Annotated in this window: 23 protein-coding genes; 6 read left to right on the top strand and 17 right to left on the bottom strand. The window is 60.1% G+C overall.

From position 1 onward, the window contains the following. The gene (locus PY308_RS14260; protein ID WP_275783687.1) at nucleotides 1–774 is read left to right on the top strand and encodes a DUF1194 domain-containing protein; all 774 of its coding nucleotides are present in this window, start codon (nucleotides 1–3) and stop codon (nucleotides 772–774) included. 62 nt (nucleotides 775–836) lie between these two features. Here PY308_RS14260 and PY308_RS14265 read toward each other — a convergent pair whose 3' ends face one another. The 5 genes from PY308_RS14265 to PY308_RS14285 form a co-directional block, all read right to left on the bottom strand. Next, on the bottom strand, nucleotides 837–1568 hold the full coding sequence (locus PY308_RS14265; protein WP_275783689.1) for an aspartate/glutamate racemase family protein: 732 nt from the start codon (nucleotides 1566–1568) through the stop codon (nucleotides 837–839). Nucleotides 1569–1575: 7 nt separating this feature from the next. Beyond that, nucleotides 1576–2397, bottom strand: a complete 822-nt coding sequence (locus PY308_RS14270) for an ABC transporter permease (RefSeq protein WP_275783691.1) — start codon at nucleotides 2395–2397, stop codon at nucleotides 1576–1578. A 1-nt stretch (nucleotide 2398) separates the two neighbouring features. Continuing rightward, entirely contained in the window at nucleotides 2399–3298 is a 900-nt protein-coding gene (locus PY308_RS14275; protein ID WP_275791137.1) for an ABC transporter permease, read from the bottom strand. 191 nt (nucleotides 3299–3489) lie between these two features. Beyond that, complete coding sequence (locus tag PY308_RS14280; protein ID WP_275783694.1) at nucleotides 3490–4779, bottom strand: ABC transporter substrate-binding protein; 1290 nt, start codon at nucleotides 4777–4779, stop codon at nucleotides 3490–3492. Between the two features lie 32 nt (nucleotides 4780–4811). Further along, entirely contained in the window at nucleotides 4812–5900 is a 1089-nt protein-coding gene (locus PY308_RS14285) for an ABC transporter ATP-binding protein (RefSeq protein WP_275791138.1), read from the bottom strand. Nucleotides 5901–6168: 268 nt separating this feature from the next. On the opposite strand from PY308_RS14285, the gene PY308_RS14290 reads away from it, so the two are divergent. The 3 genes from PY308_RS14290 (at nucleotide 6169) to PY308_RS14300 (ending at nucleotide 8059) form a co-directional block, all read left to right on the top strand. Beyond that, nucleotides 6169–6873: a GntR family transcriptional regulator gene (locus PY308_RS14290; protein WP_275783696.1), complete on the top strand. Its 705-nt coding sequence runs from the start codon at nucleotides 6169–6171 to the stop codon at nucleotides 6871–6873. A 136-nt stretch (nucleotides 6874–7009) separates the two neighbouring features. Continuing rightward, nucleotides 7010–7246 carry a DUF982 domain-containing protein gene (locus PY308_RS14295; protein ID WP_275783699.1) on the top strand — a complete coding sequence of 79 codons (237 nt, stop codon included), beginning with the start codon at nucleotides 7010–7012 and terminating at the stop codon, nucleotides 7244–7246. Between the two features lie 153 nt (nucleotides 7247–7399). Beyond that, nucleotides 7400–8059 carry a sulfite oxidase-like oxidoreductase gene (locus PY308_RS14300; RefSeq protein WP_275783702.1) on the top strand — a complete coding sequence of 220 codons (660 nt, stop codon included), beginning with the start codon at nucleotides 7400–7402 and terminating at the stop codon, nucleotides 8057–8059. A gap of 118 nt (nucleotides 8060–8177) precedes the next feature. Here PY308_RS14300 and PY308_RS14305 read toward each other — a convergent pair whose 3' ends face one another. The 6 genes from PY308_RS14305 to PY308_RS14330 all read right to left on the bottom strand — a co-directional run bounded on the left by PY308_RS14305 (nucleotide 8178) and on the right by PY308_RS14330 (nucleotide 17027). Then, nucleotides 8178–10079 carry a DEAD/DEAH box helicase gene (locus tag PY308_RS14305; protein ID WP_275783704.1) on the bottom strand — a complete coding sequence of 634 codons (1902 nt, stop codon included), beginning with the start codon at nucleotides 10077–10079 and terminating at the stop codon, nucleotides 8178–8180. Between the two features lie 215 nt (nucleotides 10080–10294). Further along, nucleotides 10295–11644: a TadE/TadG family type IV pilus assembly protein gene (locus tag PY308_RS14310; protein WP_275783707.1), complete on the bottom strand. Its 1350-nt coding sequence runs from the start codon at nucleotides 11642–11644 to the stop codon at nucleotides 10295–10297. Between the two features lie 568 nt (nucleotides 11645–12212). Continuing rightward, a complete protein-coding gene (locus tag PY308_RS14315; RefSeq protein WP_275783709.1) occupies nucleotides 12213–13235 on the bottom strand; it encodes a glycerophosphodiester phosphodiesterase family protein in 1023 nt (340 codons plus the stop codon). A 156-nt stretch (nucleotides 13236–13391) separates the two neighbouring features. Further along, complete coding sequence (locus PY308_RS14320; RefSeq protein ID WP_275783711.1) at nucleotides 13392–14525, bottom strand: NAD(P)/FAD-dependent oxidoreductase; 1134 nt, start codon at nucleotides 14523–14525, stop codon at nucleotides 13392–13394. A gap of 72 nt (nucleotides 14526–14597) precedes the next feature. Then, complete coding sequence (locus PY308_RS14325) at nucleotides 14598–16115, bottom strand: amino acid ABC transporter permease/ATP-binding protein (RefSeq protein WP_275783712.1); 1518 nt, start codon at nucleotides 16113–16115, stop codon at nucleotides 14598–14600. Between the two features lie 81 nt (nucleotides 16116–16196). Beyond that, complete coding sequence (locus tag PY308_RS14330) at nucleotides 16197–17027, bottom strand: ABC transporter substrate-binding protein (RefSeq protein ID WP_275791139.1); 831 nt, start codon at nucleotides 17025–17027, stop codon at nucleotides 16197–16199. Nucleotides 17028–17221: 194 nt separating this feature from the next. Here PY308_RS14330 and PY308_RS14335 point away from each other — a divergent pair, with 194 nt between their 5' ends. Next, nucleotides 17222–18307 (top strand): LacI family DNA-binding transcriptional regulator, encoded by a 1086-nt coding sequence (locus PY308_RS14335; protein ID WP_275783715.1) that lies wholly within the window; start codon nucleotides 17222–17224, stop codon nucleotides 18305–18307. Nucleotides 18308–18342: 35 nt separating this feature from the next. Here the strand turns inward: PY308_RS14335 and PY308_RS14340 are convergent, their stop codons facing one another. The 3 genes from PY308_RS14340 to PY308_RS14350 all read right to left on the bottom strand — a co-directional run bounded on the left by PY308_RS14340 (nucleotide 18343) and on the right by PY308_RS14350 (nucleotide 20908). Then, complete coding sequence (locus PY308_RS14340) at nucleotides 18343–19824, bottom strand: ArnT family glycosyltransferase (protein ID WP_275783716.1); 1482 nt, start codon at nucleotides 19822–19824, stop codon at nucleotides 18343–18345. Nucleotides 19825–19967: 143 nt separating this feature from the next. Beyond that, nucleotides 19968–20759, bottom strand: a complete 792-nt coding sequence (locus PY308_RS14345) for a hypothetical protein (RefSeq protein WP_275783718.1) — start codon at nucleotides 20757–20759, stop codon at nucleotides 19968–19970. Beyond that, entirely contained in the window at nucleotides 20759–20908 is a 150-nt protein-coding gene (locus tag PY308_RS14350) for a hypothetical protein (protein ID WP_275783720.1), read from the bottom strand. The genes PY308_RS14345 and PY308_RS14350 overlap by 1 nt, the downstream gene beginning before the upstream one ends. A gap of 86 nt (nucleotides 20909–20994) precedes the next feature. On the opposite strand from PY308_RS14350, the gene PY308_RS14355 reads away from it, so the two are divergent. Beyond that, on the top strand, nucleotides 20995–22029 hold the full coding sequence (locus PY308_RS14355; protein WP_275783723.1) for a stealth family protein: 1035 nt from the start codon (nucleotides 20995–20997) through the stop codon (nucleotides 22027–22029). Here PY308_RS14355 and PY308_RS14360 read toward each other — a convergent pair. The 3 genes from PY308_RS14360 to PY308_RS14370 all read right to left on the bottom strand — a co-directional run bounded on the left by PY308_RS14360 (nucleotide 22013) and on the right by PY308_RS14370 (nucleotide 25038). Next, on the bottom strand, nucleotides 22013–23236 hold the full coding sequence (locus PY308_RS14360; protein WP_275783725.1) for a glycosyltransferase family protein: 1224 nt from the start codon (nucleotides 23234–23236) through the stop codon (nucleotides 22013–22015). The two genes, PY308_RS14355 and PY308_RS14360, sit on opposite strands and share 17 nt — an antisense overlap. A gap of 213 nt (nucleotides 23237–23449) precedes the next feature. Further along, nucleotides 23450–24289, bottom strand: a complete 840-nt coding sequence (locus PY308_RS14365) for a glycosyl transferase (protein ID WP_275783726.1) — start codon at nucleotides 24287–24289, stop codon at nucleotides 23450–23452. A gap of 413 nt (nucleotides 24290–24702) precedes the next feature. Continuing rightward, nucleotides 24703–25038 carry a VOC family protein gene (locus PY308_RS14370; protein ID WP_275783728.1) on the bottom strand — a complete coding sequence of 112 codons (336 nt, stop codon included), beginning with the start codon at nucleotides 25036–25038 and terminating at the stop codon, nucleotides 24703–24705. Nucleotides 25039–25044: the final 6 nt, after the last annotated feature.

The following is a 25044-nucleotide window of genomic DNA, read 5'->3' on the forward strand; positions in this document are numbered from 1 at the left end:
ATGTTCACAACACTCGCTCTGCTCTTTGCTCTGTCCGGCACGGCTGCGGCTTCCGTGGCGGCTGGTCCGGAAGTCGATGTGGCACTGGTGCTCGCCGTCGACATGTCCGGCTCCATGGATCTCGATGAAGCGCGGGTTCAGCGCACGGGGTATGTCGAGGCGTTGCGCCATCCCGACTTTGTCAACGCGGTCACGGCCGGTCTCAACGGCCGTATTGCCATCAGTTATTTCGAATGGGCTGGCAGCGTCAACGAGACATCCCTGGCGGGTTGGCATGTCATCGAAAAGAAAAGCGATGCAGACGCATTCGCCGATCTGCTTGCCGAGCGACCGGTCTACACGCGCCGCGGAACATCGATCTCGAATGCGATCGCCTTCGCATCCAAACTTTTGGATGCCGGTGCCCCCACCGCCATGCGGAGGGTGATCGATGTGTCAGGCGACGGACCGAACAATCTGGGGCCGCCGGTGTACCCGGCACGGGAGAAGGCCGTCGCCAAGGGCATCGTGATCAACGGTCTTGCCATCCTCATCCGGCCATCGGGCAGCGCCGGGCCACTCGACCGGTATTACGCCGATTGCGTGATCGGCGGTCCGGGCTCCTTCGTCCTGCCGGTTCATCGTGCCGAAGATTTCTCGGTAGCAATCCGGCAGAAGCTGGTGATGGAAATCAGTGGCGCGCCCGCCGCGGAACGCGTCGTACCCGTTCAAGCGGCACCGCCGACGGATTGTCTGATCGGTGAAAAACTGCGTCCGAATTTTCTGGAGCGGTAGCGCTCAAGCGAGCAACAAAACAGCGTTTAGGTGCCAAAGGCAGTGGACGGAGCGACTGTTGTTCAACCCGGCGCAAAGGCGGACAGTGCACCTGAATAGGGCTTCGCGAGGGGTGCCGCATAGGATCCGCGCTTGCTGGTCGTCAACCGCTGCGCAACCAGCGCCTCCGCCTGCTTGACCGCCGCCGAGACGCCATCGATGACTGGGACACCATATTCCTGCTGCAGCGCATAGGCGAGATCGGCCATGCCGGCACAGCCGAGCACGATGGCCTCGGCCCGATCTTCAGCAAGAGCAAGCTCGATCTGCCTGCGGAGCTTGCCAATCGCCCCGGAGGCCGGGTCTTCAAGTTCGAGGACCGGAATATCCGCCGCCCGGACGATGGCTCTGCCGCCGAAACCATAGTGCCGCGACAGGTTCTCGAGCAAAACCCGGGACCGTTCGAGGGTGGTCACAACGGTGAACCTCTGGGCGAGAAATCCGGCCGTCACCAGGGCGCATTCACAGAGCCCGAGCACGGGGAAGCCCGCAAGCGATCGCGCGGCATCGAGCCCGGTGTCGTCGAAACAGGCGATCACAGCGGCCTGTACTCCCTCTGCCTCGCCTTTTTTGATCTCGGCCAGCAACCCCGGCAGAGCCAGTGCACCGTCATAATGCCCCTCTATCGACGCCGGCCCCATTTGCGCGGTCGCAGCAATGATTTCGGTACCTGCTCCCGCGACGGCACGCGCGGCATCTGCCGCCTTGTCCGTCATGGACCGGGTGGTGTTGGGGTTGACGACAAGAATGCGCATTGCGGGATCAGATCACTTTCGCTTGCCTGCGGCGCATCACAAGAATGATGGCAAGCGCAAACAGGATGATGGAGAAGGAGAACAGCGTCGTCACCGTACCCAGAGCGTAGAGCACCGGCGTCGTCACATTGGTCGTCATGCCGTAGATTTCGAGCGGCAGCGTGTTGTAGGTGCCGGATGTCATCAGTGTCCGGGCAAACTCGTCATAGGAAAGCGTGAAGCCGAACAGGCCGACGCCGATGAGGCTGGGTGCAATCATGGGCAGAAGAACGTGGCGGAACGTCTGCCAGGACGTCGCGCCCAGATCCCGCGCCGCTTCCTCATAGGACGGCGAGAAGCGATTGAAGACGGCAAACATGATCAACACACCGAAGGGCAGCGTCCAAGTGAGATGCGCTCCAAAAGCCGAAGAATACCAGGCAGGCTTCAGGCCGAGCTGCTGGAAGACGACGCCGATGCCCAGCGAAATGATGATAGAGGGAACCACGAGGCTTGCGACCGTGAGGTAGAACAGCGCCGTCGCCCCCTTGAACTTGCGGCGAAAGGCAAGACCGGCCAGCAGCGACACCACGACATTGACGACCATCACCATGACGCCGAGCGAGAAGGACCGTTTGAAGGAGGCCCCGAAATCGCCGACCGCCTGCTGTTCGAACAGATTGTAGAACCAGTGCACGGACACGCCGTTGAGCGGGAAGGTCAACCCTCCGTCAGGGCCCTGGAAGGAGAGAATGAGGACGGCTGAAAGAGGTCCGTAGAGGAACAGCACGAACAGAACGAAGAAGGCGGCCAGCACGTAGAATTCCAGGGTGCGTTTCTCGTGGCTCATCTCACAGCTCCTTGCGGATGTCGACGACGCGCAGGATGGCGGCGACCATCAGAAGCACGACGATCAGAAGCACGACGGCGTTGGCGGCCGCGGCCGGATATTGCAGAAGCGACATCTGGTTCTTCATCATCAGCGCCACCGAGGCGCTCTGACCGCCGGACATGACCTGCACCGTCGAGAAATCCGCCATGACCAGCGTCACCACGAAAATCGAGCCGATGGCGATCCCCGGCTTCGCCAGCGGCAGGATAACGTTCCAGAGGATCTGCCAGCCGCTGGCACCTGCGTCACGCGCCGCCTCGATCAGCGATTTGTCGATGCGCATCAGCGTGTTGAAGATCGGGGTCACCATGAACAGCGTGTTGAGATGCACCATGGCCAGCACCACGGCGAAATCGGAATAGAGCAGCCATTCGATCGGCGCCGGGATGATACCCATCTCGATCAGCGTCGTATTGACCAGACCATTGCGGCCGAGCACCGGTATCCAGGAGATCATCCGGATGATGTTCGACGTCAGGAACGGCACCGTGCAGACGAGAAACAACACCATCTGCATCGTCGTGGTGCGGATGTGGAAGGCGAGGAAATAGGCGACCCAGAAGCCGATCGCGAGCGTCAGCACCCAGACCATCGCCGTGTATTTCAGCGTGTTGAGATAGGTTTTCCAGGTAACCCAGGAACCAAGCGTCTCGGCATAGTTGAGCGTCAGGAAATCGGGATAGAGCCCGGCGAAATCATAGTCCCAGAAACTGACGACCGTGATCATCAGGATCGGTAGCAGAAAAAAGAACCCGAGGATGAGAATCAGCGGCGCTGCCTGGATATAGGAAGCCACCTGAGCCGCGACCTTTCCGATACGGGCGGCGAAAGCCGGCTTTTCGGCAGCTTCGATCTGCATGTCTTGCGTGATGGCTGCTGTCACGTGTCGGATCTCCGGTTTCTGCGGAATAGGCACTTGCGATGGGGAAAAGCCCCTCATCCGCCCTGTCGGGCACCTTCTCCCCGCCCGCGGGGAGAAGGAAGGAGCGGCAACCTCCATCGTCCCCTCTCCCCGCTTGCGGGGAGAGGGCTAGGGTGAGGGGCCATCCCTTACGCAGCGATGAACTCATTCCAGCGGCGGACCATGTAGCGGTCCTCGTCCATGACGGAGTTCCAGCACGCCACCTTGCCCATACGCTCCTGGAAGGAGCCACCATCGCGGACGGCGCCGGCCTTCTCCATGATCTTGCCTTCCGGGGACATGATGTCGCCCTGTGCCGGCTTGCCCTCGATCCAGTATCCCCACTCGTCGGCGGTCATGAACTCCTTGGCAGTGTCCATGGCAGCGGAATAGTAGCCCTGTCGGTTGAGATAGCCGCCGACCCAGCCGGACGTATACCAGTTGATATATTCATAGGCCGCGTCGAGCTGCGCGCCTTCGAGATGGGCGGCAAGACCGAGACCGCCGCCCCACGAGCGATAGCCTTCCTTGAGCGGCTGGTATTTGCAGGCGATGCCCTTGGAGCGGACGGCGGCGACGGCCGGCGACCACATGGACTGGATGACGACTTCGCCGGATGCCATCAGGTTGACCGACTCGTCGAACGACTTCCAGAAGGCTCGGAACTGGCCGTCCTGCTTGGCCTTGATCAGGAAGTCTATCGTCGCGTCGATCTCCTCCTTGGTCATGTTGCCCTTGTCGGCATATTTGATGTTGCCCATGGCTTCCATGATCATCGCCGCATCCATGATGCCGATCGACGGGATGTTGAGAATGGAGGTCTTTCCCTTGAAGGCCGGATCCATGATATCGGCCCAGGAGGTGATCTCGCGGCCGACGAGATCGGGACGGATGCCGAGCGTATCGGCGTTGTAGATCGTCGGGACCATGGTGAACAGACCGGTCTCGCCCTTGGCAAACGTCTTGTCGCCGGCCTTTTCGACGAAGCCGACCGTGTGCGGCGCGGTGCCCTGTGCAATGACGCTGTCCGGCATCAGCTTGCCGGTTTTGAACAGCGGCACGATCTTGTCGTAATATTTCAGCTTCTTGATATCCATCGGCTGGATGACGCCGGCCGGAAAGACCTTCTTGAGGATCCAGTATTCGATGTCGGCGATATCGTAACTGTCGGACTGCGTTACGGCGCGTTGGGCGGCAGCGTCCGAATCGGTCGCCGTCATCTCGAGCGTGATGCCGAGATCTTCCTTGCACTTCTGGGCAATGGCGTTGATGTTCGACACGCCTGTGCCGAACTGGCGCAGCGTGATCGGGTTCTGCGCCCAGATGGTCGGGAAGCCGGTGATGAGGCCGGAGCCGAGGACGGCGCCGGTCGCGGCCGCGCCGGTTTTCAGGAGGCCACGCCGCGAAATCCCTTTGGAAACCTTGTTCTCAGTCGTCATGTCATTTCCCCTTTTTGTAACGGTGTATTGAATCAGGCGGCAACGCGGCCAAGCAGCACGGCGTCTTCGAGATCCCAGCTGAGCGGCACCGCATCGCCGACGGCTACGGGCTTGCGGAAATAATCGGCATCCGAGGCGATGACGGTGAAATCGTCGCTGCCGGCGCCGTGAACGGTGATCTTCACCGAGGAGCCGCGATATTCGACGTTGGAAACAATGCCGTTGAACCCGAGCGTTTTCTCCGCGGGTTCAGCCAGCCGCACCCTGTCGGTGCGCACGCCGATATCAACGGGCGACCCGGGATCCCGGGCTTCACCGGCAACCGCGAAGGTCTGCCCTTCCGCAACTTCCAGCGTCACCGTGCCCCCGCCACTGCCCAGGACCCGGCCGGTAAGGACGTTGTGATCGCCCATGAAGCGGGCGACGAAGGCGGTTGCCGGCCGTTCGAACACCTCGCGCGGATGCGCCGCCTGCTCGATGCGGCCATCATTCATGATGACGATGATATCGGCCAGGGCCATGGCCTCTTCCTGGCTGTGCGTGACGTGAACGAAGGTGATGCCGAGGCTCTTCTGCAGTTTTTTCAGCTCTGCCCGCATCCGTATCTTCAGGAAGGGATCGAGCGCCGACAGCGGTTCGTCCAGCAGCAGTGCCTCCGGATCCGTAATCAGCGCTCGCGCCAGCGCCACGCGCTGCTGCTGACCTCCGGAAAGCTGTGCCGGACGACGGTTAGCGTAGGCCTCCATCTGCATGAGCTTGAGCATGTCCAGCGCCTTGGCGCGCCGCGTTTCCTTATCTACCCCCTTCATCTTCAGACTGAAGGCGACGTTGTCGATGAGGTCGAGATGCGGAAACAGCGCATAGGACTGGAACATCATCGCCGTGCCACGCTTGGCCGGCGGAAAATCGGTAACGACGGTGTTTCCGAGACGGACGTCGCCCGACGATATACTTTCGTGGCCGGCGATCATCCTGAGCGTCGATGTCTTGCCGCAGCCGGAGGGACCCAGAAAGCAGCAATAGCTGCCGGAGGGTATTTTGAGACTGATTGCATGCACCGCCGTCGTGGTGCCATAGACCTTCGACACGGATACGATATCGATTTCGGCAGCTTTGGACATCATGTCTCCCCTGTGGACAGGAAGAACAATGCATCAAGCGTGCCAGATTTTTGCCCTAACGTTATATGACTGTAAACGGAGGATTTTTTCCATTCGCGAACCGGCATCGCTTTTTAGGAGAACCCCTAAAACGCCTAAAAAATAATCTTTTGTCTGCAATTTATTCGAGGATCGTATACAATTTTTGCATGAGAATGAGCACAAGTTTTTTCTTACCTTCGACTGAAACCACGCTAGAATGGCAACAGCGCAGGAAACGAATGCCGAGATGAAAACCGCAGCAGTCACCCTTGAAGATACGGTGGATGTCACCACCGATTATATTCGCGACAACCTTCGCGATGCGATCGTTGACCGCCGGCTGGCACCCGGCACGAAACTGTCGGAAGCCGATGTCGGAGCGCTCTTCAAGGTGAGCCGCACCCTGGTGCGCGGCGCGTTGCAGGCGCTCGCCTATGAGGGTCTTGTCAGTGTAGAAAAAAACCGTGGTGCCTTCGTCGCCTATCCCTCTCCTGAAGAAGCCCGTCAGATATTTGCCACGCGCCGGCTTTTCGAGCCCGGCATACTGAGGGAAGCCGCCAGGCACATGGGACCATTGCAGCTGACGCAGCTTCGGCACCTGCTGTTGGAGGAAGGACGATTGATGGCGGAGCGCGGACAGACCGCCCGCCGGGCGGAAATCAAAGCCTCCGGCGATTTTCACCTGATGCTGGCCTCGATGACGGGCAACGCCGTCATGCAGCGCTTCATGGACGAACTCGTTGCCCGCTCTTCGCTGGTCATTGCTCTTTACGGCCAGTCGGCGATTTCCAGTTGCGGCCACCAGGAGCATCAGGACATCGTGACCGCAATAGAGCGGGGAGATCTCGACCACGCCTCCCATCTGATGATCCATCACATCGATCACATCGAGGCCGATCTCGATCTGCGGGAAAAGAAGGGCAGCGACCTCAAGGAAGCCTTTGGGCTGTAAGGAGCTTTACCGGCTTTGCGCGTCGTCAAGATTTTTCTTTTTTGGAAAGAGGAGGAAAAGGCCGAGGGTGGTGGAACCTTGCGAGAGGACGCGTGTTTAAGCGCCGTCAATACGCAAGCAGAGCATGAGGACTATCTTGAGCGACACACGCTTTCCCACCCCTGTCAGAGTGATCGTCAGACATCATCCCGAAAACATCATCGCCAATGCATGGGACGCCGTGGAGTTTCTCCGCAACTGGCCGGCAAGACACAGCGTGGCCTATCGCCGCGCCCTGCAGCATTGCCTGGATGCCCTCGATGGTATCCGCACGCCGAAAAGGGCCTGGCTCTCGTTCACGGCGGCGCTCAGGGAAGAAGGCCTGATTGCTTGAAGAGTTCAAAAGCAAACCTCCCGATGCCCGGCATGCACGGGCATTTTCGTGTGCGGTATCGGGCAATTGCACATCCCACGCTTGACATCCCCTGTCTTTAAACCTGTATTTCCGGAGCATCCTGCTCTCTGATCAGTCAAGCTGCGAGTTCCCATGACCGAAGAAAGCCGAGACACCAAACTGACGGCATCGAAGCGACGCTGGGCGGAACAGGGCAAGTTCCTGACGGGAAAAATCACCCGGCCCGACACCGACCGGCTGCCGCCCGGCCAGCATCTCGTCAAGAACTGGCCGGTCCTCGATCTCGGACAGCAACCGCTGATAAAGCGGGAAGAGTGGAGCCTGCAGATCGTCGGCGCGGTTGAAAATCCGGCAACGCTGGACTGGCAGGCCTTCAGCCGGCTGCCGCAGAGCGACAAGCTTTCCGATATCCATTGCGTCACCACATGGTCCCGCTACGACAACCGTTGGCACGGTGTTTCCACGCATGACCTTTTGGATCTCGTAATGCCCAAGCCGGAAGCGACCTACGTTCTCCTCACCAGCTACGACGGTTATACCACCAATCTGCCGCTGGCCGACTTCGCCTCCGAAGACGCGCTTCTCGCAACCGCCTGGGAAGGTGCGCCGCTGACCACCGAGCACGGCGGGCCGATGCGCCTCATCGTTCCACATCTCTATCGCTGGAAAAGCGCGAAATGGCTCCGCCGCATCGAATTCCTGATCGGCGATCAGGCCGGCTTCTGGGAGAGAAACGGCTATCACATGCGCGGCGACCCCTGGCGGGAGCAGCGCTATTCCGACGACGCGTAAGGCCTTGCAGTCTCAGAAATGATGGCGGCGAACATCCAAACGGACGACATGGAAAACCCGCGCCTCTTGCGAAGCGCGGGTTGAGGGAAGATCGCCGGCCAGCCGTGGCTGCTAGAAATCAGTCAGCCTTCTTCTTGAAGGGTTTGCGCTTGGCGCCCTCGAAACCTGGCTTGTCCCCTTTGGGCCTGTCGGTTCTCGGCTGATCGTATTTTGCCTTGGCGGGCTTCTTCACCCAAGGCTTGGTGTCGGTTTTTTCGGACGTCCGGTCGCCGGCAAAATCGGGCTTCGCGTCGAACTTGCGCTTCGGCTTGGCATCTTTGTTCCAGTCCGGCTTGTCTCCACCGGGCTTCTTGTCCGCATAAAGCGCGCCGCGGGAACCGCCGGACAGATTGGGCATGCCGTCGAGTTGGGTAACAGTAATGCCTTTTTCGAGGGAGCGCTTCGGTCCGACAGCTTCCATGAAGCGGTCGGACCAGTCGCGGGCGATCTCGATATAGGTTTCTTCCGTCTGCATTTTGATCGCGCCGATCTCCTGCTTGGTGATCTTGCCGATGCGGCACAGCATCGGGATCAGCCAGCGGGGCTCGACATTCTGCTTGCGGCCGGCCGACAGCGAAAACCAGACGCTGTCCCCGAAATCGCCGCGCGGCGTCCTCGGTTCGCTACGCTCTGGCCTGTCGCCGCGATCAGTGGATGGCGTGAAGGACGGTGTGTCCATCAGGTCCTCCGGCGCGGACCGGCCTGCCCGCGACAGGCGCACGAAGGCGGCGGCAAGCTGCTCTGGGCCGTGCTTGGCCAGCAGTTGGCGGACGAAATCCTGCTCTTCCTCGCGGATCGGTTCCTCGAAGGCCGGATCGGCAAGAATGCGGTCGTCATCGCGCCGCGAGACCTCGTCGGCCGATGGGGGCTTGGCCCAGGTCGCGGTGATATTCGCATCGCGCAGCAGCCGCTCCGCCTTGCGGCGGGCGCTGTGCGGCACGATCAGGGCGCTGACGCCCTTGTTGCCTGCACGGCCGGTTCGGCCGCTGCGGTGCAGAAGCGTCTCCGGATTGGTCGGCAGGTCCGCATGGATGACCAGTTCGAGGCCGGGAAGATCGATGCCGCGCGCCGCGACGTCTGTGGCGATACAGACGCGGGCGCGTCCGTCGCGCATCGCCTGCAGCGCGTGGGTGCGCTCGTTCTGGCTGAGTTCGCCGGACATTGCGACGACCGCGAATCCCCGGTTGTTGAAGCGGGCCGTCAGGTGATTGACCGCGGCGCGCGTCGAGCAGAACACCAGCGCATTGCGCGCCTCGTAGAAGCGAAGCACGTTAATGATGGCGTTCTCGCGATCAGACGGGGCAACGGTCAGTGCGCGATACTCAATGTCGATATGCTGCTTCTGCTCGGCCTGGGTGGCGATGCGCAGCGCATCCTTCTGGTAGTTCTTGGCGAGCGTGGCGATCGAACGGGGCACGGTCGCGGAGAACATCAGCGTGCGGCGTTCGGTCGGCGCCTCTTCGAGAATGAATTCGAGATCTTCGCGAAAGCCCAGATCGAGCATTTCGTCGGCCTCGTCGAGAACGACGGCTTTCAGCGACGACATGTCGAGCGCGTTGCGGCGGATATGGTCGCAAAGCCGGCCGGGCGTGCCGACGACGATATGGGCGCCGCGTTCCAGCGCCCGCTTCTCGGTGCGCATGTCCATGCCGCCGACACAGGATACCACGGTCGCGCCGGTCAGCTCATAGAGCCAGTCCAGCTCCCGCTTCACCTGTAGGGCCAGTTCACGTGTCGGCGCAACCGCGAGCGCGAGAGGGGCGCCCGCCTGACCGAACCGCTCCTTGCCATCAAGCAGCGTCGAGGCGAGCGCGAGGCCGAAGGCAACAGTTTTCCCGGAACCGGTCTGCGCCGACACAAGCGCGTCGCGGCCTTCCATGTCTGGTCCGAGAACGGCCTTCTGCACCGGCGTCAGCTCGGAGTAACCGCGTTTCGTCAATGCCTGAGCGATCGCCGGGGCGATGCTGTCCAACTCTGTCATAGGTTTAATCTTTCGGAAATCCGGAGGCCGCGCGCGTGTTTCGCTCTGGAGTGCGCAGTTCCGCAGCCGGCACACCGCCAGCCTATACATGCGCGCCTCATACTGTGCTTGAAGCCGGTTGTACAGAGCCGAGCGCATATGCGCCGCAAATGCCTGACAAACAAAACAGCCGCGCATGGACAGCGCGGCTGCAAAAACCTTTGTCCTAGAGACAATCAGCCCGTCAGACGCGGCGAGCGGATGACCTTGTTGAACAGTTCCTTCATCGCCTGTTCGATGCCCTCGGTCGGGCTGACTTCGAAGTAGAAGCCCGGGGAAGCACATTCCTGCATGCGGGTGCCGATTTCGGACTGGAAGGGCTTGATCCAGCTATTGTACCAGCTGTTGTTCGGCAACGGCAGGTAAGTGGTGTAGAGAACTGCAATCTTGATATTGCGTTTCTTCAGAACTTCACAGAACTTGGTGTCGATCGGCTCCTGACAGCGCGCTCCTGTCGTTTTCTTGGTGCATCCCTGCGGTTTGTAGCTGTCGCCGACGCCGTCGGAAACGAAGAAAACGATCTTTTCCGGCGTCTTCGCTGTGGCACCGTCGCCGACTGAAGCGATCTCCGCGTTCATCTTTTGCAGCGCGTCATCGAAACTCGTCTGCTGGTCGTTGTTATAGCCCTGATAGGGAATGCTCATCAGCTTGATGTTCTGCGCCTTGTCTTTCACCTCTTTGAGGTTTGCGGTGAGCTCGGCGACCTTGAGCAGCTTCACATCCATCGCCGTTTCGCCGAACGTATAGGCTGCCATGCGAAACTGGTCGGTAAAGGCTTCCTGGTCTCCAGCCGTTTCCGTCAGCGCCGCGACGGCTTTCGCCACGACGTCGATCCGGATCGTAATTCCCTTCGTGCGGGCGACGAAATAGTTGCTCGTCGTGTCGATGACACCTTTCTCGGAGACGATATGGCATGCGAAGGCGCAGTCTCTTGAGCCGGAGTCCTTCACGTTCTTGGTCGCCTTGATCATATTCGCCACGTCTGTCGGCGTGGCGGCGACACCCATGGACGGCGTGTTGTCGAGCAGCATGTAGAAATCCTGATAGGATTGGGACTGGTATGTCGCAGTCGCCTTTCCCGAAACGGTGATGCTGTCCTTGCCGAGGATGCGCATGAACGAGGTCTTCATCGTCGCCTTGAACGAGACCTCCGCATTGATATCCCTGCCCTTCTTTCTGACGATTGCCTCGACGGAATCGACGCTCATGTTCGGATCTTCGCTCTCGATCTCATCAAGGCTGCCACTGTCTCTCTGGGCATTGAAAAGCGCCAGCGCCTCCTCTTCGCTCAACGGCACGGGACCATCGTTCGGCATGGCAATCGCCTGCGCAACACCGGCCGACTTTTCGGCGAGCGCACCCACAGCCGCGGCATCGGCGGCATCCTGCAGCCGCGATTTCAGCTCTACGGCCCTTGAATAGTCGATGGCCATCCCGGCGCCTCCGAGCACGGGGATAACCGCGATCGCCGCCATGATCCCGAAATTGCCTGCACGATCCGAAATCAGTCTTTTCAAGAGCTGCATGACGCCCACCCCAACCTTCCGCAGCCGGCCTTTGCCGACGCTTATGTAAATCTAAGGGGGAAGACTATCGGACAGATTCTAAATTGCGGTAAAACATGTTAGTTAACTAATATAAAAGCAAAAAGATACAGATATACGGGAACGGCTTTACGGTTTGTTCACCATGTCAGCCAACGGACGCAGCCTTATCGTAGTCGATGAAGTCCTTTGCACCAGCCTCAATGGCTTATGAGCGCTCGGAGACTGAAACGGCTTCCGGATGATCAATCCGGAGTTTTTGGTTTCGCGCAACCGTTTGTCTACCCTGTGCCCTCATCCCAGGCCTTGAGCCGAGCATGACGAGATTGTGTTGCGTCGCTCAGCGTCAAAACCATGGACAGAAAGATGCCATAAAGCGGTAATTGACCGGAAACAGTATGAAACGGCGGCGGCGGCTTCTCACACATGATTTTATCAGCGCCATGAATGCCGGCACGCCCTACACCCATCCACTCGACGGTGCCGGACTAACCCCACGCTGATCGAAGACTTTAAGCGTGTTGAGAAAGATGGCTTGCCATCACGGACTTCAGTTCGTCAGGTCGTAGGGAATGCGGTAGCCGTTTTCCTCGAGCCAGGCGATCAGCGCCTTCGGCTCGTCGGTCTGGATGATCGTCGCGCCCCGGTCGATCCAGAAACCCCAGCTCTCTTCGGGCTTGCCGTCGAGCACCGCGCGCTCGTCGCCGCGGCCGCCGGCCAGCATGCCGGGTGCACGGTTGACGATGGGATAGGTGTTGACCCAGAGGTGCCAGTTGCCCCGCGCCGCGGTCGCACGCGCCTTGGCAGAAAACAGGACGCCGCCGTCCAGCGTCATCGGCGTGTCGCCCGCATGCCAGTTGACGAGCTCGGCCGCCGGCGCATCGAAGGCATCCGTCGCCTGGCCCATGAAGCGCGCATCATGCACAGCGTCGTCAGCCAGGATCGGCATGAAAGTGACGTCGGAGCCGACCGCCTTCATCAGGGTACGGGTGTCGGCGATGCGGCGGTCATTCCACAGATTTTCCTTGATCAGGATCTGTCCGGCCATCCCCAGCGACCGCGCTTCGGCAGCGATTTCGGGTAGGACGGCGGCCGTCAGCTTGTTGTCGATGTTGATGATGATTTTGCCCTTGGCGATGGCAAAGGCCTCCTTCAGGGTCGGCACGGTCTCGTCGGTGACGATCGCCTGCCCCTCGATCACAAGCCGGCATGTCTTCAGCTCGGCCAGTGTCTTCGTCTTCGTTTCGCCGCGGCAGGTCGTGGTCCGGTCGAGGAAGTCGTCATGCATCAGAACGAAGACGCCGTCGGCTGATTTTCGCACATCGAGCTCGATCATCTCGGCGCCGAGAGCGATCGCATTGCGCATGGCATCGAGCGAATTCTCCGCCCGGACGATCCGGCCGTTCTCTTTCCAGCCCGTCCGGTGCGCAACCACCATGATGTGGCTGCGCCAGTCGTTTGCCCGGTTCAGCCTGTCGAGGATCTGAACCGTTCGATCGATGTCGGAGGACTGCGCCGGCAGCGCGAACAGCGCGCAAACAAGGACGGAAAGGAAGAGAGCAGTAAAGCGCATGCGATTCGCTCCTGAGCCGGTCGGTTCAGAAGCGAGTAGAGGCCGGGCATGACAGCCCGGTGAATCCGCGATGACAGACTGATGAAACCTCTGTTTCAGATTGACGACAGAAACGACGTACTCCGGTGTTAATTTCCTCTCGCCGGAGCTTAAAACTCACACGCTGGCGGCGATGAACCGTTCTGGCCGGAAGGTGGCAAGCAGCGGATGGCGCTCGCCGGTGGCGATTTCAAACGCCATCAGCTCGCCGACGATCAGTCCCAACGTCGCACCGCTATGGCTGAAAGCGACGAAATAGCCGGGAACGGCCGGCAATTCGCCCAACACCGGTTCGCCGTCGCCCGGAATAGGTTTGCGGCCGACGCCGTAGGAGGCGACTTCCAGTTTGGGATTGCCTTCCAGTATCATCGAGGCCCCGGCAAGAAGCCCCTCCAGCGTCGATGGCTTCACACTGTAGCTTCCGTCGCCATGCTCCTCGACCTCGTTCGCCGCCCAGTCGGCATCGATCGCAAGCGTGCCCCCGGGTCCCGGCCGAACCGCGACGTGTGGCGTATTCAGGACGGCAGTAAGCGGATGATCCACGGGCTTGGTCGTCACCAGCAGAGCGACCGGCGTGCCGTCATCGATCCGCTGTCCAGCGTCCGCCGCCATTTTCGGAACGGACGGGCCGGTCGCAAGCAGGACGGCATCGGCCTCATAGCATTTGCCCGAGGCAGTTTTAGCGCCGGTTGCGCGACCGTTTTCCACACGGACGGTCGCGGCCCCCTGATCCGTCACGAGTACGCCGCCGCGCGAGGAAAACTCCGCAAGCAGCAGCTTGATCAGTTCCGGAAGATCGACCCACCCCTCGCCGGGGTTGAAAATCGCTCCCTGCGGCGTGATCGCGCTGGTGTTGATGCCCGGCGTCACGGAAGCGACGTCGGCCTCGTTCAGGTGAAGCGCGTCATAAGCGAGCGACACCTCGTGGCGGAACGCCGCATCAATCTCGTTGGTCGCATCGTCCGCATCCCAGGTCAGCCCGCCCTTGAAGGAGAGCCAATCCGCCTCAGCAAGGTTTGCCGCGAGCGTCCTGTAGCGGTCGATACCGGCCATCCGCAGCAGATGATACGGTTGCGAGCGCATCCGCGCGGAATTGAGCCATGAGAGGGAGCGGCCGGAGGCACCGTTGGCAACCGGTCCGTCGTTGAGGAGGGTCACGGCAACACCGCGACGCAGCAACTGGACCGCTGTCGAAACACCAAAAATGCCGGCGCCGATGATGACGACGTTAGAGGCTTTGTTTTCACGCATGGTCAGACTTTCAGTTTCGTTTCGTGGATTGGCAAGGCGGGTTGAAGCATCCCGCGTGTTGGCGACGACCGTTCACAGAACTTCGGCGAGGAAGCGCTTCAGGCGCGGGCTTTGCGGATTGTCGAAGATCGCCTCGGGCGTCCCGGTTTCGACCACGCGGCCCTCGTCCATGAAGACCACCTGATCGGCGACCCGCCGCGCAAAGCCCATTTCGTGGGTAACGACCACCATGGTCATGCCGCGCCGGCCAAGATCTGCCATCAGGTTGAGCACGCCCTTCACAAGCTCCGGGTCGAGCGAACTGGTGACTTCGTCGAACAGCATCACTTCCGGTTCCATCGCAAGCGCGCGGGCAATGGCCACGCGCTGCTGCTGGCCGCCGGAAAGTCCGCCGGGTCGATGATGCTGTCGGCTGGCAAGCCCGACATCGGCAAGACGCGCCTTTGCCAGCCGCTCCGCCTGCGCCTTCGGCATGCGCTTGATCTGCGTCAGCGACAGCATGACGTTTTCCAGGGCCGTGTGATCGGGAAAGAGGTTGAAGTGCTGGAAGACCATGCCCACCCTGCGACGCAGCGTTTCGGGCTTCATCCGGAGTGTGCTTTCGCCATCCAGACGCACGTCGCCGCTTTTCGGTTCGACAAGGCGGTTGAGGCAGCGCAGCAGCGTCGATTTTCCAGAACCGGACGGGCCGATAATGCAGGTGACGCTACCGGGCCTGACGGTAAGATCGACCCCCTTAAGCACCTCCAGATCGCCATAGGCCATGCCGAGACCCTGCGCTTCGAGGCTGCCGCCCCTGAATTGTGCGTTATCCTCCTTCCGGGGAGCGCTGGCGCCTGCGAGTTCGTCCACCTCTTCCAAACCGCTCGTCAGTTCACTTGGCCTGCGCTTGCCGAGCCGCAGCCGCGTATCGATGGTATTGACCAGATGGGTCAGCGGCACGGTAATCACCAGATAGAAAATGCCGGCCAGCAGCAGCGGTGACAGGTTTCCCGTGACGACGGCCTGGTCCTGGCCGACACGGAAGATCTCGCGCTCTGCAGCCAGAAGTCCGAGGAAATAGACGAGACTGGAATCTTTGACATTGCCGATGAACTGGTTGACCAGCGCCGGCAGCACCCGGCGCACCCCCTGCGGCACGACGATCAGGCGCATTCCCTGGCCATAGCTCATGCTGAGCGCCCGGCAGGCCTCCATCTGGCCCCGGTCGATGCTCTGGATGCCCGAGCGGAAGATCTCGCCGATATAGGCGCCGGCAATCAGGCTAAGCGCCAGGATGCCCAGCGGATAGGGGGAAGGACCGAAGATTTCCCGGCCGATGCGGGCGAACCCCTGCCCGATAATAAGGATGGTGACGATCGCTGGAAGACCGCGAAAAATATCCGTGTAGATCCGGGCGGGAATGCGCAGCCAGGCGGACCGCGATATGCCCATGATCGCGAGAATCATGCCGATGATGACGCCTAGAACCGTCGAGGCGGCGGCGAGGATCAGCGTGTTCTTCAGGCCGACCGTGATCATGGTCGGCAGGACTTCGGCCATCGCATTCCAGTCGAGGAAGCTGCGACGGAGGTTTTCAAGCCAGTTCATCCATATCGTCCTTGAGCCGTGGTGCGTCCGGGCATCTCAGCCAGCTTCAGACCCGGCCGCCGGTGGGCGGCCGGGTGTCGGTCACTTCTTGGGAAGATAGGCATCCGGCATCGGGGAACCGGGGAACCATTTTTCGTAAAGCGTCTTCCAGGTGCCGTCCTGCATCGCCTCGTGAAGCGCCTTGTTGAGCGCCAAACGCAGACCATCATTGCCCTTGCGGATGACGAAGCCGGCCGGCGCATCGAAGCTTGGGATATTGACGGTGATCTTGAGGTCCGGATACCGGGCGGTATAATCCTTGGCTGCCTCGTAATCGAGGAAATGCGCATCGACCGTGCCGTTGTTCAGCCCGGATACCGCCGAGTTGTTGTCGGGGAACTTGACGAGATCGGCGCCGGCGAAGTTCTTCTCCGCGTTAATCTCCTGCAGCGTGCCCTGGACCACGCCGAGCCGCTTTGCCTTGAGGCTTTCCGCATCGACAATCTTGGCGTCCGCCGTCAGCACCGAAAGATAGCCGGCGAGATAGCCATCCGAGAAATCGACGGTCTGCTTTCTCTTGTCGGTCGTGCCGATCGCGGCGACGGCTACGTCGAAACGCTCATTGGCGACCGACGGCATCAGCGCGGAAAATTCCTGTCCGGTGAAGATGACCTGATCCTTCTTGAAACCCATGCGTTCGGTAACATTGAGAAACAGTTCGATATCGAAGCCGGTGAAATTGCCATCCGCCGTCGTGAAGACATAGGGTTTGGCATCGCCCATCGTGCCGACGCTGATGGTTCCCGGATCAATCAGGCCATAGGGATTGTCCTGGGCGAGCGCCGTCGAAGCTGTGCCAGCGGCGAGCGAAAGGGTTATTCCCAACATGGCGGCCCGCAGGCGACCAAGAGGGGACGATTCGGTTCTTCTCATTCTCGTCATTCGTGTTCTCCTGCTCTGGTGGCGTTGCCGGTTCGGATGCGGCTTGCATAAAGCGCGTATCGACCGTCATTTTTTCATTTTACCCAAAGAGACCGGTCTCTTTTCGATTGAGACCGGTCTCTTTCGGATATCAAACTGTTATATTCGTATTGACCCTGCGTCAATATGTCATGTACATCGCTTCCATGGAAAAAATTCCGGCAAAAACCGTCTCTGTCACAGTGGCCGATGTCGCCCATGCCGCGGGAGTATCAAAGGCAACGGCGGCCCGGGTTCTCGGCGGATACGGCACTGTGAGCGACAAGGTGCGCGAGGCCGTGAAAAGGGCTGCCCAGGCCCTCGACTATCGCCCCAACGAACTCGCACGCAGCATGACCACGGGACGATCCGGAACCATCGGGGTCGTCGTCGGCGACATCGAAAACCCGTTTTTCGGCTCGGCCGTTCGGGGCATTACAGATGTCGCCCGGCTTGCAGGCTTCAACGTCATCCTCGCCAATTCGGGCGAGTCGCTTGCCGCAGAAAAGGCCGCAGTAAAAACACTGATCGCCAAACAGGTGGACGGGCTGATCATTTCTCCCGCCAAGGACAGCGAAATCGAACACTTAAGGGAGGCCGAGCGCTCAGGCCGGCCGCTTGCTCTGCTTGACCGCGCAGTCGCGCGGCTCGACGTCGATACGGTCACGACCGACGATTTCGAAGCTGCCCAGGCTATTACCCGACTGCTGATCGGCCAAGGCCACCGGCGCATCGCCTATCTCACGGCGTGCGACACGCCTGACCACTGTTTTTCACAGCTTTCCGATATCTACACAAGTTCGGTGCGCCTTCGCATTGAAGCTTTCATCGGCGCCTGCCGCGACGCAGCCATACCGGACGCAGCCAGATGGGTCCGCGTCGGTGCCGTCAATCCGCAGGCGATCCGGGCTATAGTCACTGAACTCTTCAACGCAGCAACTCCGCCGACTGCAATTATTGCGTCTGACAGCCTGATCGGTCTTGAAGTCTTCAAGGCCGTCCGCGAAATGGGCATAGCGCTCCCCGGCGATCTTTCGCTGATATCCTTCCACGACGCCGATTGGACAGCGGTTACCTCGCCGCCCGTTACGGTCGTCCAGCAACCGGTTTACCAACTCGGCGAAACCGTCGCGACATTGCTGATCGGCCGCCTGAAGGGCGAAACGGGGCCGGCCCGCACTGTCGTTCTTCCCACCAGACTGATCGAACGCGCCTCTGTGGGCAAAGCCAGGCTGGTCGCAACCGCAATCTAGCCAGTATTGCCTCTGACACGGCAGACTGCGTTTCCTCAGGGCGCCCAGGTGTAGCCAAAGCGATACAGATCGCCTGCCCGACCGGCATTATACGGCACGGGGACGACAGCCACCGCGAGGCTGCCGATATCACGGCCGTTGGCAGACAGGATTTTTGCAAGACGAGGCGGAATTCGGTTTCCTTCCTCGCCCTCCGCTGGCCACACGGCAAGCACCGGCCCGGATGGAAGAAGGACGTCGCCGGCCGGAAAGCCGGGCATGACGACCGGTATTTGCGGAAACTGGATCCGCAGATTGCCGGCGACGATCCGGTCATCGACAAGAACAGCGGCTGGCGGTGTCTGATGAGCCTCCGCGACAGCATGCGCGAAGCCGGCATAGGGCGTATGGGCGAAGGAGTAATCACCCAGCATCGGGCCGATGAACACCCTCGCCCAGAGCATTACGACCACACCCACGGCCAGGATGCCGGCGACAGTCAGGAAAGCCGGCAATCTTGGTGTTGCATCAACGCCTGCCGCATCGATCTTCAAAACCAGATACAGCGGCAGAAGAGCGGTAAACAGGGAAAGCCATTTCGGTCGGATATGGGTGGCTCCGATGCCGGCAACGACCAGAACGAGCAGGACGAAACAGATGACGAGCATCCTGCCGATGATGCGTGTCCACTGGTTTTCAGCTTTCAGGATCCTGCCAAGCTCTTTCCGGAAGATCAGCATAAACACCAAAAGCGAAAGGGCGATACCTTTCACTGTTGCGGTTAACAGCGAAAAAAGACCTTCGACAACATGCGGCAGGGCGGCGTCATCCGCGCCCTCCTTCATTTCGGCGACCGTTCCGCCGCTGGCATGTCCGAAATTTTCGAGAACCCAATAGGCATGAGGAGCCACGATCAGCGCGGCAATCGCCACGGCCACAAGAACCCGCCAGTCGAACAGCCGTTTGCGCAGGTCTGCTTCCGGCAGGACGGCAATGATCGCGGCTATCGGAATGATGACGAAATTATATTTGGAAATCACGCCCAGGCCAACGGCAATCCCGGTGACGACATACGAACCCAGCCTCGGGTTTTTAAGCGTTTGCAGGAAACCGTAGAGAAACAGCGATACCGTGAAGAGCGCCGCGACGGTGTGGGAGAGGTCGCGCTGTGAAAGGAGAAAGACTGGCGGCAAGGTCAGCACGCCCAGCATGGCGATAGCAGGCAGGCTGCGCTCTGAGGTGATCGTGCGGGCGGCAAAACCGTAGAATATCAGAAAGCCGAACAGAAAACCGTTTTTGACCACGGCCAGCGCGGCGACCGACAGGCCGAACACGGCCGCGACAGCATATTGAACCCAGTTGTAAAACGGCGGCTGCGTACCGTAGCCGAGCATCAGATATTGCGAAAGAAACGCCTGTTCGGCCTCGTCGATTTCAAGAGAATCCGACCGGAGGATCCGCAAGGCCATACTGAGCAGACAGTATCCTGCGATCAGGTGGAATACGATATTGGGTCTGCTGCTCAGGATGCGAGCCATTCTATATCCTTGCGGTGGGCCGACGAAATACCGGGACGGGGCAGGAAAAACAGGAGAGGCCATTAGCCGAAAACCTCGGCGATTTCCAGTCGCTGCGGCGCGGACGAACAGCTCTGGCCGGAAACAACAACCAGAAGCTCCCCTCAGCCTTCCAAATGGCGCCGGACGTTCCTTCCCAGCGTGACCCGTATCCCGCTGCGTTCCGCCTCTGCGATCCGGCGTGCGATCAGTCGTTTCTCTCGAGAAGGCTCATGAACCTGCGAGGCCGCGGCCCAAGCCAACGCAGACGCACCTGTGGCAATGACATCGTTATACCCGGCAAGATAAGGAGTCTCGAAAAAGGAGAAGCCATAAATGGCCAATTCACCGACATCGCCGGCCAGAAAGAACAGGATGGCGCTGGTTCCGACAGTCGGCAACATGCCGCCCAAATCGCGCCGCATGCGCTCGCACAGATCGGTGGGCGGAACGCGCAGTACGATTTGCGCATAGGCGCCCAGTTCCCGGCGTTTTTCATGAAGGCGCGTCTTGTTGCCCTTGAATCCACCATGCGGGAAGACGCAGAACCGTATGCCATGCTCTCTCAGGAACTGTTCCGGAATACGGCCCGCACTTCGCTCGCCGTCTTCCTTGAGATTGTGGAAGAGGATGTCGGTTCGGGAGCCAAGCGCGGCAGGGCGTTGCTGCGACAGGGCAATACCGTTGTTCAAACGAACAACGACATCGAACGCATCCACATCCACACCCGAAAGGTCATCCATCACCGTTTCGGCAGGACCGATGATAACGACGCGTTTTCCGCGAAACATGTGCGGGTGAAGCGTTGCAATACGCCGTGGATTGAGCGGACTGACACCGATCCTGAACCGCAGCCACCGCTGACCCCAATCAAGGGCACGACCGACGCGATGCAGCACGTTAAGAGGTGAGGTCATCAGGGCTCCGCATTCGCGCCATGGGAGTAGGCATCCACGGCCCTGCCCGGATGCCGCTCCCGGATATCGAGGAGCATGGAATGCAGAATTGCAAAATCGCCGATATTGCCTTTGAGATTTGCATAAATTACTGCGACAGGAGCGGTCATGATGCTCTTTCGGGCGGGCGCGGTTCCATCGAAACGTGGTTCCATCGAGACCGGGCGCGTTGCACCTTGGGCCGGGGAAGGTTGTCTTGCCCGCGTCGGAAACCTATGTCAAGTTCAAGCCCGGCATGAAGGAAACAGGCATGGAGATCGACGCGGTCGTGACTTGGGTCGACGGCGAGGACCCGAGACATCAGGCGAAAAGAGCCCTTCATCAAACCGAAAACGCTCATCCCGTCTCCGTTGCGCCAACCCGTTTTGCAAGCCGCGGCGAGATCAAATATTGCCTCTGGTCGATCTTGACCTTCTGTCCGTTTGTCCGGCGGGTCTTCATTGTCACCGATGGGCAGCGCCCCGACCTTCTGGATTCGATGATCGCAGAGCGCCCGGACTGGAGTGGCCGTGTCGAGATCGTCGACCATGCGGTCATTTATGGTGAGCACGCGGATTTGCTTCCGGTATTCAGTTCCCGCTCGATCGAGACAATGCTTCACCGCATACCGGATCTGGCTGAAAATTTTATCTATCTGAACGATGACATATTCGTCGGCCGGCCACTGACGGCAGACTATTTTTTTCAAGGCCAGATGCCGGTGCTGCGCGGTAGGCTGGTGCGCTTTCCCAACCGGACGATCGCCCGGATCAAATCGCTGTTTCGCCGAGGCCGCAGGCGCGCCGGCTTCAAGGAAGCGCAACAGCAAGCTGCGCGTCTCGTGGGAACCAGGGATCGTTACCTCCTGGCGGAACACCATCCGCATGCCCTGCGACGCTCGACCATGGCAGGTTTCTTTGCGGACAAAAGCGCAATACTCCGCGCGCAAGCCGGACATCGCTTTCGCAGTCCTGAACAGTTTTCTCCGATCGGGCTCGCCAACCATCTGGAACTGGAAAAAGGCGCACCCGTCGAGGCGCCTGACGGACTTGGCTACATCAAGCCACCCAGGCGCCGGTCTGCCAGGGTGTCCATGACCGCAACATTGGACGCCTTGGTCAATGGCAAATTATCCGCAATCTGCGTCCAGAGCCTGGATGCCATGAGCGAAGCCGACTACGAGGCAGTCCGTTCGGGATTGGACCTGTGGTCACGGGACCGGCACTCTGAATGGCTCAGGATGAAGGCATGACGTTCTCGCGGAAGCGTCTGGATCTCTCATCGAGCCGGGGGGAATAGGGTAAGGCCGTGTCATTCTCGCGGAGCCGCTTGAGCAGCGTGTGCGTACCAAAACGTTCCGCAGCTTCACGGCGGCAATCGTTGATATAATGCAGCCGCCCCTCGTCGTCCGCCGCGATCCTGTCGATGACCCCCTCGACCTCTTGCGGCTCACAATATAGTGCCAGATCTCCGAAGGTCGCTTCGAAAAATGGCGGCAGAATTGCCGGCAGGCCGGAAAGCACCGCCTCGATGATCGTTCGCCCGAATGCCTCATCCCGCGCACGCGCCGGAAAATTGATGAAAATGTCGAGTTCGGAGAGATAGCCCTCGACGCCTGCAACCCCGAAGGGCAGCACCACCCAGTTGGATGGCAAGGTGCCTAGCCGTTCTGCCGCGGTCGCTGCTCCGCCCATGATCTTGACGACGATATCCTGCCGATGCGGATAGGCTGCCCGGATCTCGGCCGCATCTTCCAACCATTTGCCTGCATGGTCCCGGCCATGTCGGCCGACAACGATGGGCGATGTCAGCTGCGCGCGTGGTGCGAAATGGAAATCATCGACGGTAAAGGCCGGCGGCCAATCGCGCGGCGCCGTCCTATCCGGAATATCGGCAGCAGCGATCGCCCGCTTGCCCTCTTCCCGGATCACCGGGCTTATCGGATAGATCTGCGAATTCGGAAATCCGATCGCGACGACGCGGCGATGCAGCCCGGGCCAGTCGAAAACCGCCTTTCCGTCCTCGCTCCATGCGGAATTGTTGACGATGTAGAGGGCCCGTTTCGTCTGGATCTTTTTTGCCAGCCGGCCGAAAACAGGCTTCAACGCCATGCGCGGCCCGCGGACGATCAGGGTCTCGCACCGGATGCTGTCGACGTCGTCGACCGCAACGATATGCTTCTGATAGGGCAGAAATCGCTCCGCCATCCACCGGCGTTTCCAAGGCGACCGCTTGACCGGGCAATTGACGATCAGAACGCTTTGCCCGGCATCCATCAGCGCCAGGAGTTCGGTCACGGTGGTGGAGGCGTTTCCTCCCATGAAGGCACAATTGGTCACGATGCAGACATCGACGGTAAATAACCCGCCGTCCAGCATGTCCCGTGCGATGACGATACCGCCTGGCGGCGGCGCTGCAATTCTCTCGTAGAACCGCCAGAAACGGGCATATGGTTTCATCGTTCGAAGTCCGGAAATCCTGGTCATGTCGGAAGGGGTCAGGGATGTCGTCGCAATCCCGACCGGTGTCGCTCGATCTGTTTCAGGACCCATTGGACCTGCTTGTCAAAGGTTCGATTAAGGGAACCTGATTGGCCTGTCAAATTCGCGGTTCCTGTCGCCTGGCTGCGGAGCCGACGGCGTGCGGTGCGCGTTACGAACCGCCAGCGTCTGCTATTCCCGCCAGTGTTCGGCAACCCATGGCGTTGGCCGGATGTAGTGGCGCAAATAACGGAACGGTGCTTTTTTGCGCCGCTTTTTCGTGTCGAAGACGCCGGCAATATGTTCCAGCGGCGTCACCGCCACTCCCTTTTCGCCATACCGGCCGTCGATGGCATGCTGTGGCCAAAGGCCGCGCGGGAAAATCACCACGCGTGCGTCCTTCGGCAGGCGCGGCGCAAGAATGTAGTTCAGCGGGAAAGGCCAGCGGCAGTCCTGCCGGAAATGCAGAACCCAGCGGCGCGGAAAAAATGTTACGCCACCCGGCGCATTGCGACTGACGAAACGCTGCTCGTAGCGATAGGTATCGGCCACGGCTTGCGGATCGGCGCGAAACATTTCCTGCAGCGGCAGAAGCTTTCCAACGGGGAACCGAAACAGGGAGGTTTGCCCGAGGCGCTCCAGCGGCGTCGTCTGGTTTTTCGCCATGACCACGTCGTCAGCCCCGCCAACCTCGAAAAAGCCGTCGAGCGACGACACGATGACCAGATCGAGATCCAGAAACAGCACCGGGCCTTTCAGGCTTCCGAGCGTCGGCCCCCAGAGGCGCGCCTTCGGCCAGATGCCCCTTGTGTTTTGCGGCATACGCTCGACCTCGAGCGGCGGCAGATCCTCGCAGAGGATCGCAGGATGCAGCCCGGCCCGGTTGTCGGTGAAGCAGGTGAAGGTAAAAGGCGGCGTGATGTTGCGCGCCACCATGCCGTAGAGCCTGTTGATGAAGGGAGCGCCATATTTGGTGCCCCAGCTGATGCAGATCACTTGCTTCACGCCGCCACTGGCTGCCAAAACGTCCAAGGCTTCCTCTCCATTCTCACACGCCGCCCACGGCAGCCATCAATCCGCCCGGCTCTAGCATGTTTTTTTGAAGGGGAGTGCCCAACTTGTGAACCCGGTGACATTTTGTATCGGTGAACGCCCTCGGACCACCGTTCCTCCCCGCATGTGCGGGGAACACTCTTACTGGAAGCCGATGAATTCAAGGGACAATTTCCATGGGGTTTTGTCCACGAGTTTTTGAGGGTGGGCGGAGCGTGCTGGCATGAGGAAATACACGAAGGGCGCTCGTTCCATTTTTGGAGAGCGCCCTTCGCAAACCCGGACGGCTTCGCGCGCGACAGGGTCACTGCGGCAAGGCCATCGGCAACGGGTGATGGTCCATAGATGCGTTCGAATGGTCGCCATTTCAAGACCATCAAAAACAGCCCTGCTTACGCCGGCTTGGCAACCACAAGCCGATTACCATCCAGGTCCTCAAAGATCGCTATGTCGAACTTCCCCGAACTCCGTTCTTTCGGCTGATGTCCCAGTTCCGCAAGGCGTGCCAACTCAGCATCGAGGTTGTCCGGTACAAGCGTCGCGCTGGACCTCCCTGCTCTGTCCGCGTCTTCGAAGACCTGGACTGTCGATCCTCCGGGGAAATCCCATTCCATATCTGTTTCCATGGGGACGCGATCGGGCTGACGATCGAAGAAGGCCGAGTACCAGACCCTGGCCGCTTCCATGTCCGCAACCGCAATCCCAGCCAAAATGGTCTCGAACGCCATGACCTT

The organism is Pararhizobium gei (genome assembly GCF_029223885.1).
GTDB lineage: Bacteria > Pseudomonadota > Alphaproteobacteria > Rhizobiales > Rhizobiaceae > Pararhizobium > Pararhizobium gei.